Raw genomic sequence first — 8051 nt, 5'->3', positions numbered from 1 at the left:
CGCACCCCCGACGACCAGATTCTGGCCCTGGACGCCAAGATCACTCTGGACAACAACGCCGCCTTCCGCCAGCCCGGCCATGCCGCCTTCGAAGACCGCGACGCCACCGACCCGCTGGAGCTGAAGGCCAAAGAGCACCGTCTGAACTACGTCAAGCTGGACGGACAGGTCGGGATCATTGGCAACGGCGCCGGCCTGGTGATGTCCACGCTGGATGTCACCGCCTACGCCGGGGAGAGATACGGCGGGGTCAAGCCGGCCAACTTCCTTGACATCGGCGGCGGTGCATCAGCGGCGGTGATGGCTGCCGGGCTGGACGTCATCCTGGGCGACAAGCAGGTCAAGAGTGTGTTCGTCAACGTGTTCGGTGGTATCACCGCGTGCGACGCGGTGGCCACCGGCATCGTTGAGGCGTTGCAGATGCTCGGCGACAACGCGACCAAGCCGCTGGTGGTCCGGCTCGACGGCAACAACGTCGACGAGGGCCGGCGGATCCTCGCCGAAGCCGACCATCCGCTGGTGACGCTCATGCACACCATGGACGAGGCCGCTGACAAAGCCGCCGAGCTGGCCATGCTGGTCGGGGCCGGAAAGGACGGGTAAGGCGATGTCCATCTTCGTCAACAAGGACTCCCGAGTCATCGTCCAGGGCATCACCGGTAGCGAAGCCACCATCCACACCGCCCGCATGCTGCGGGCGGGCACCCAGATCGTCGGCGGCGTCAACGCGCGCAAGGCCGGCACCACTGTCACACATGAAGACAAAGGCGGAAGGCTCATCAAATTGCCGGTGTTCGCCGGCGTTGCCGAGGCGATGGCAGAGACCGGCGCTGACGTGTCGGCCATCTTCGTGCCACCGAAGTTCGCCAAGGATGCCATCGTCGAGGCGATCGACGCCGGGATCAGTCTGCTGGTGGTGATCACCGAGGGAATTCCGGTGCAGGACAGCGCATACGCGTGGGCCTACAACCTGAAAAAAGGGGGGACCAACGGCAACAAGACCCGGCTCGTCGGCCCCAACTGCCCGGGCATCATCACCCCCGGCGAGTCCCTGGTCGGCATCACTCCGGCCAACATCACCGGTCCGGGGCCCATCGGGCTGGTGTCGAAGTCCGGCACCCTGACCTACCAGATGATGTACGAGCTACGCGATCTCGGCTTCTCCACGGCGATCGGAATCGGCGGCGATCCGATCATCGGCACCACCCACATCGACGCCATCGAGGCATTCGAGAAGGACCCGGCCACCCAGGTCATCGTGATGATCGGTGAGATCGGCGGCGACGCCGAGGAACGCGCCGCCGAGTTCATCCAGGCGAACGTGTCCAAGCCGGTGGTCGGCTACGTCGCCGGGTTCACCGCTCCGGAGGGAAAGACGATGGGGCACGCCGGTGCGATCGTGTCCGGCTCGTCGGGCACCGCGGCGGCCAAGAAGGATGCGCTGGAGGCGGCCGGCGTTCAGGTCGGCAAGACCCCGTCGGAGACCGCCGCGCTGGCCCGCCGGATCCTGCAGGGCCGGTAGCTGTCCCGCGAAGCAGACCTCAGGCCAGGGTTGCCAGTTTGCCGGCCAACCGTTCCACGTAGCCGGTGACCTCGTCCGCGGAACGGTCCGGCAGTCCGAACAGCACCTCGGTCACCCCAAGTTCGGCCCAGCGCGCCAGCTTGTCGGGGATCGGCTTGAAATCCAGCGCCACCACCTGGGGTGTCCCGTCGCGATCGGCGGCCGTCCAGATGTCCTGCAGCAGCTTGACCGGCCCATCGATGTCGATGTCGCGCGGCGTGGTGATCCAGCCGTCGGCACTGCGGGCGATCCAGGTGAAGTTCTTCTCGGTGCCGGCCGCACCGACCAGCACCGGAATGCGCGACTGCACCGGCTTGGGCCAGGCCCAGCTGGGGCCGAAGCTGACGAATTCCCCTTCGTAGGTGGCTTCGTCTCTGGTCCACAACGCCCGCATCGCCTCGAGGTACTCGCGCAGCATGGTGCGCCGACGCCCCGGCGACACGCCGTGGTCGGCGAGTTCGTCGGTGTTCCAGCCGAACCCGACGCCGAGGCTTACCCGCCCACCGGACAGATAATCGAGGGTGGCGATGGACTTCGCCAGGGTGATCGGATCGTGCTCGACCGGCAGCGCCACCGCGGTCGCCAGCCGGACCCGCGATGTGACCGCAGACGCCGCACCCAGGCTGACCCACGGGTCCAGGGTGCGCAGATAACGGTCGTCGGGCAGCGACGCGTCCCCGGTCGTCGGATGCGCGGCCTGGCGTTTCACCGGTATATGGGTGTGTTCGGGCACGTAGAACGATCGGAAGCCATGGTCGTCGGCGAGCTTGGCGGCCGCCGGCGGAGTGATACCGCGATCACTGGTGAACAGCACGAGCCCGTAGTCCATGCCGGTGATTAGAACGTGTGTCAGTGCGCCAAGCAACCGCGGGCCAGGCGTGACCGCACCGATGAGGGCGTGCGCTAGCGTGGACGGACGAGCCGCGCCGCCATACCCGAACAGCGCAGGACCAAAACAGGAGACGCTATGAGCTACCCGCCCGGTAGTCCCGGATATCAATCTGCGCAACCGCCAGGTTCCTACGGAGCCTCGAATCCGTCATTCGCCAAGCCCGCCGACAGCGTCAGTAGATTGCCGCAGTACCTACAGGCAGTGGTCGCGGTGCTGGGGCTGGCCACCTATCTGGCGAGCTTCGGGCAGATGTTGACGCTCAACGGCGGCGGGATTGCCGGGTTGACCGGCAACGCCGGGCCAGCCGTGCTGTTAGCCGTGCTGGCCGCACTGCTGGCCATGGTCGGCTTGCTACCCAAAGCAAGGAACTACACGGCCATCGTCGCGGTGCTCGCGGTGCTGGCAGCGCTGCTGGCGATAAAACGGACCGTCTCCGCGGGAGACAACGGTTATTCGGTCGGGTGGGCGCTGTGGCTGGTGCTGGCTTTCATCGTCGGGCAGGCCGTCGCGGCCACCAGTGTGCTGCTGCTGGACGCCGGTATTGTCACCGCCCCCGTCGCGAGACCGAAATACGACCCGTATGCGCAGTACGGGCTGCCGCCGGGTAGCGGGTATTACGGCCAGCCGGGCCCACCAACCGGACTCCAGCCCCCGCAGCAGTCCGCGTACCCGTCATACGGCGGCTACCCATCCGGGGGATACGGAACGGTGTCGGTGCCGTCGACTGGTGGATTCGGCGCCGGGCCACAACACACCCACCAGCAGGGCCCACCCACCCCGCCGACCGGGTTTCCCAGCTTCAGCCCGCCGCCCACCGGTGGTTCCGCGACCGGCAGCCAAGAGTCGCAGGGTGGCCAGGGCCAGCAACCGGGCGGCGAGGGTCCCCAGGATCCCCAGACCTCGTCTTCTGCCCCGTCAGAGCCTACGCAGCCCTAACGGGGCGCCCATGCGCCACGTTAACCGCGTGCACGAAACCTGACACCGGTGGCGGACAGCGCGAGCGCAGGCACGGCACGCGACTTGGTGCGGGTGGCGTTCGGCCCGGCCGTGGTGGCCTTGGTGACCATCGCTGCGGTGACGTTGCTGCAGTTGCTGATCGCCAACAGCGACATGACCGGGGGACCGGGCGCGATTGCCAGCATATGGCTGGGTGTCCATCAGGTGCCGATCTCGATCGGCGGCCGGAAACTGGGGGTGCTCCCGCTGCTTCCGGTGCTGTTGATGGTGGCCGGAACTGCGCGCACCACCGCACAGGCCACCGCCGCCAGTGCCTCCTGGTTCGTCATCCGCTGGATCGTGGCGTGCGCGGTGGGCGGACCGCTACTCGTTGCGGCCATCGCGTTGGCGATCATCCACGATGCGGCGTCGGTGATCACCGAGTTGCAGACGCCCAGCGCGTTAGGGGCCTTCGCGCACGTTCTGGTGGTCCACGCGATCGGCGCGACGATCGGTGTGGGTTCGCGGGTAGGCCGACGAGTGCTGTCGGCGCCACCGCTGCCCGACTGGCTGGCTGACTCGCTACGCGCCGCCGCCGCCGGCGTTCTGGCGCTGGTCGGGTTGTCCGGTGTGGTGACGACCGGATCTCTGATGCTGCACTGGGCGACCATGCACGAGCTCTACGGGATCACCGACTCGGCATTCGGTCAGTTCAGCCTTACCTTGATGTCGATGCTGTACATACCCAACGTGATCGTCGGCACCACGGCGATGGCGGTGGGGTCCAGTGCACATCTCGGATTCGCGACGTTCAGCTCCTTCACGGTCCTCGGCGGCGACATCCCGGCGCTGCCGATCCTGGCCGCGGCGCCGACCCCACCGCTGGGGCCGGCATGGGTGGCGCTGTTGATCATCGCCGCGTCCTCTGGCGTTGCGGTCGGGCAGCAGTGTGCGCGGCGCGCATTGCCCCTAATCTCAGCGATGGCGAAGTTGCTGGTCGCAGCGGTAGCTGCGGCACTGACGATGGCCTTGCTCGCCTATGCCGGAGGTGGCCGGCTGGGTAACTTCGGCGACGTCGGGGTGGACCAGTCCACCTTTGGAATTGCGGTCTTCGGATGGTTCGCGGTCATCGGTGCGGTAACGGTTGCGATGGCCGGCGGCATCAGCCACCGGCTCGCAGCCCCGCCGACACCGCCGGCAGTCGTGGTGGCGACGCCGGAGGGTGGGGCCGAACGCGTTCCGGAACCCGTCGAGCCGGCTGAAGCGGGCGGACCGGCCGAGCGGATCGAGGACGCCGAAGATGAGATGTTCACCGATGACGACGCTTTCGGTACCGGCGACGACGAAACCGGCCCGGCCCACGACGAACGGTCACCCTAGCATCGCGAGGTTACACCGGCTCCTCAGCGTGCCGTTCGGGCGCGCATCGTCGCCGGACTGTGCTTGATTGTCCGGCTCCTCAGCGTGCCGTTCGGGCGCGCATCGTCGCCGGACTAGGCTCGTGGCGTGGTGCGACCGATCCGTGTGCCCCCGAGCGCACCGGCCCGGCTGGTGGTGTTGGCCTCGGGAACCGGGTCACTGCTGGAGTCGTTGCTCGACGCCGCCGTGGGTGACTACCCGGCTCGGGTGGTCGCAGTCGGCGCAGATCGCGACTGCCGGGCCACCGAGATCGCCGGCACCGCCGCGCTGCCGGTGTTCACCGTCCGGCCGGCTGATTACCCCGACCGGCAGGCCTGGGATGCCGCTATCACCGATACCACCGCCAAACACTCCCCAGATCTGGTGGTCTCCGCCGGATTTATGAGACTTCTTGGACCGCAGTTTCTTTCCCAGTTCCTCGGGCGGGTCGTCAACACCCACCCTTCGCTGCTGCCGGCCTTCCCAGGGGCGCACGCAGTGCCGGATGCACTCTCTTACGGGGTGAAGGTCACCGGCTGCACCGTGCACCTGGTCGACGCCGGCACGGACAGCGGGCCGATCCTGGTCCAGGAACCGGTCGCGGTGCTCGACAGCGATGACGAAGGCGTCCTGCATGAACGTATCAAGGTAGTGGAGCGCAAGCTCCTGGTGGACGTGCTAGCCGAGCTGGCGACCCACGGCGTGACCTGGACCGGACGAAAGGCGACGATAGGATGAGTGGCGATGGCGACCGGGATCTTTCCAGAAGGCCGATACGCCGGGCGCTGGTCAGTGTCTACGACAAAACTGGACTGGTGGAGCTGGCCAGTGGCTTGCACGCGGCGGGCATCGAGATCGTCTCCACCGGATCTACCGCGAAAGCGATTGCTGCGACGGGAGTTCCGGTGACGCCGGTGGAGCAGTTGACCGGATTTCCGGAAGTGCTTGAAGGTAGGGTGAAGACGCTGCATCCCCGGGTACACTCCGGTATTCTCGCCGATCTGCGCAAAGCCGAGCATGGGGCGGCACTGGCCGAACTCGGGATCGCACCCTTCGAACTCGTGGTGGTCAACCTGTATCCATTCAGCGAAACCGTGGATTCCGGTGCGGCTGTCGATGAGTGCGTCGAGCAGATCGACATCGGTGGCCCGTCGATGGTCCGAGCCGCGGCGAAGAACTATCCAAGTGTCGCGGTAGTGGTCGATCCGCTTGGGTATGACGGTGTGCTCGTGGCGGTGGCCGCCGGCGGGTTCACGCTCGATCAGCGGAAGCGGTTGGCGGCACTGGCGTTTCGGCACACCGCTGAGTACGACGTCGCGGTCGCGAGCTGGATGTCGTCGACCCTGACGCCGGAAGAGGCGTCCCCAGTCCTACCGGAGTGGATCGGACGGACCTATCACCGCACGTCCGAGTTGCGTTACGGCGAGAACCCGCACCAACAGGCGGCACTGTACAACGACCCTAGTGCGTGGCCCGGTCTGGCGCAGGCTGATCAACTGCACGGAAAAGGCATGTCGTACAACAACTTCACCGACGCCGACGCGGCTTGGCGGGCGGCCTTCGATCACCAGCAGATCTGTGTGGCGATCATCAAACACGCCAATCCCTGCGGAATCGCCGTCTCAGCGGTCTCCGTCGCCGACGCCCACCGCAAGGCGCACGAGTGCGATCCGCAAAGCGCCTACGGCGGGGTGATCGCGGCCAACACCGAGGTGAGCGTCGAGATGGCGGAGTGCGTGAGCGCCATCTTCACCGAAGTCATCGTCGCGCCCGCCTACGCTCCGGGCGCTGTCGATGTGCTGGCGCGCAAGAAGAACATCCGGGTGCTGGTTGCACCCGAGCCGCTGCGCGGCGGAGCAGAGCTGCGTCAGCTCAGTGGCGGGCTACTGGTCCAGCAACGTGACACGTTGGATGCGCCCGGCGACAACCCGGCGAACTGGACCCTGGCAAGCGGGTCGCCGGCGGATCCGCCGATGCTGGCGGATCTGTCGTTCGCCTGGCGGACCTGCCGCGCGGTCAAGTCGAACGCGATCGTGGTCGCCGCGAACGGGGCCACCGTCGGTATCGGCATGGGACAGGTCAATCGGGTCGACGCGGCGCGGCTGGCGGTCGAGCGCGGGGGCGCCCGGGTGCGCGGCGCAGTCGCGGCCTCCGATGCGTTCTTCCCGTTTCCGGACGGGCTGCAGATGCTGACGGCAGCCGGAGTGTCCGCGATTGTGCATCCCGGCGGCTCGGTCCGCGATGAACAGGTGACTACGGCCGCCGCGGAGGCCGGGGTGACGCTGTACCTCACCGGTGCTCGGCATTTCGCGCACTAGCAGCAGCTGGTTTCTTCAAGCGCGCTCAGTTGAGGTCGGGCGGTCTCGCCGTAGATGCTGGTGACCCAGATGTGGGCCAGCGTGTCGACCACTCGGTCCTGTTCCACCGCCGGGTGCTCGCCGGCCAGCGTCGTCATCATGGTGCGTTCGTTCATCTGGTTCAGCGACGTCGCAAGGTCCCGGGCGGGGATGGTGTCCGGTGCCGCGCCGCGATCCCGTTCGGCGGTGATCAAGGCCGCGGTCTGCTCGATCCACTTGGCCATGTGACCGTTCCAGATGGCCCGAAACTCCGGACTCGCCGCGAGCGCCTCGGCGCCGGCGCGGGCGATCGCGCGATGTGCGTCGAATGCGATGAAGAACGCCTTGATCCCGCTGCGCCACACCCCGCGCGGGTCGGCGGGCAGCCGCTGCACCGCCCCGTCGAACTCGGAGTCCGCCCGCGCGATCATCGGCTCCAGCAGCGACAACAGCACGGCGTCCTTGGACTTGAAATAGAAGTAGAACGTGGGCCGGGAGATGCCGGCCCCCTTGGCCAGATCGTCCACCGAGACATCTGCCAGCGACCGCTGTGCCAGTAGCCGTTCGGCGGTGGCCAGGATTGCCAGTTCCCGGTCGTCACCGGATGGACGTGCCGAGCGGCGTCCACGCGCGTGCGTCTGAATTGGGCCGGCCACGACGGCCAGTTTACACGGCGTAGATAATCTCAACACCACGTTGACTAAGCCAACACCGTGTTGATAGCGTGGTGTCATGACTGAGCATCTCGACGTTGTGATCGTCGGCGCCGGCATCTCCGGTATCAGCGCCGCCTGGCATCTGCAGGATCGCTGCCCGATCAAGAGCTACGCCGTTCTGGAGCGCCGCGACGACTTGGGCGGCACCTGGGACCTGTTCCGCTACCCCGGGATTCGCTCGGACTCCGACATGTTCACCCTGGGGTTCCGGT

Annotated in this window: 8 protein-coding genes and 1 pseudogene; 7 read left to right on the top strand and 2 right to left on the bottom strand. The window is 67.1% G+C overall.

All coding sequences use genetic code 11. From position 1 onward, the window contains the following. Both AC2VON_RS15955 and sucD read left to right on the top strand, forming a co-directional pair. Nucleotides 1-603: pseudogene (locus AC2VON_RS15955) on the top strand (ADP-forming succinate--CoA ligase subunit beta); the annotation flags it as partial. A gap of 4 nt (nucleotides 604-607) precedes the next feature. After that, on the top strand, nucleotides 608-1522 hold the full coding sequence (sucD, locus tag AC2VON_RS15950; protein WP_486953828.1) for a succinate--CoA ligase subunit alpha: 915 nt from the start codon (nucleotides 608-610) through the stop codon (nucleotides 1520-1522). 19 nt (nucleotides 1523-1541) lie between these two features. Here sucD and AC2VON_RS15945 read toward each other — a convergent pair whose 3' ends face one another. After that, entirely contained in the window at nucleotides 1542-2390 is an 849-nt protein-coding gene (locus AC2VON_RS15945; protein WP_486953827.1) for an LLM class F420-dependent oxidoreductase, read from the bottom strand. Between the two features lie 138 nt (nucleotides 2391-2528). On the opposite strand from AC2VON_RS15945, the gene AC2VON_RS15940 reads away from it, so the two are divergent. From AC2VON_RS15940 to purH, 4 genes are all read left to right on the top strand, one after another. Further along, on the top strand, nucleotides 2529-3389 hold the full coding sequence (locus tag AC2VON_RS15940) for a DUF5336 domain-containing protein (RefSeq protein WP_486953826.1): 861 nt from the start codon (nucleotides 2529-2531) through the stop codon (nucleotides 3387-3389). Between the two features lie 48 nt (nucleotides 3390-3437). Then, nucleotides 3438-4769 (top strand): cell division protein PerM, encoded by a 1332-nt coding sequence (locus AC2VON_RS15935; protein ID WP_486953825.1) that lies wholly within the window; start codon nucleotides 3438-3440, stop codon nucleotides 4767-4769. Nucleotides 4770-4895: 126 nt separating this feature from the next. Next, nucleotides 4896-5525, top strand: coding sequence for a phosphoribosylglycinamide formyltransferase (gene purN, locus AC2VON_RS15930; RefSeq protein WP_486953824.1), 630 nt, complete (start codon nucleotides 4896-4898; stop codon nucleotides 5523-5525). After that, entirely contained in the window at nucleotides 5522-7105 is a 1584-nt protein-coding gene (gene purH / locus AC2VON_RS15925; protein WP_486953823.1) for a bifunctional phosphoribosylaminoimidazolecarboxamide formyltransferase/IMP cyclohydrolase, read from the top strand. Before purN ends, purH begins: the two co-directional genes overlap by 4 nt. On the opposite strand, the gene AC2VON_RS15920 is transcribed toward purH, so the two are convergent. Continuing rightward, entirely contained in the window at nucleotides 7102-7779 is a 678-nt protein-coding gene (locus AC2VON_RS15920) for a TetR/AcrR family transcriptional regulator (protein ID WP_486953822.1), read from the bottom strand. The two genes, purH and AC2VON_RS15920, sit on opposite strands and share 4 nt — an antisense overlap. Nucleotides 7780-7855: 76 nt before the next feature. Between AC2VON_RS15920 and AC2VON_RS15915 the strand changes: the two genes are divergently transcribed. Continuing rightward, nucleotides 7856-8051: FAD-dependent oxidoreductase (locus AC2VON_RS15915; protein WP_486953821.1), on the top strand; the 196-nt coding region annotated here is incomplete at its 3' end.

It is taken from the genome of Mycobacterium sp. TH-M82 (assembly GCF_057473605.1).
The sequence above is the reverse complement of the archived record's forward strand: the minus strand, read 5'-3'. Positions and strand labels throughout refer to the sequence as shown.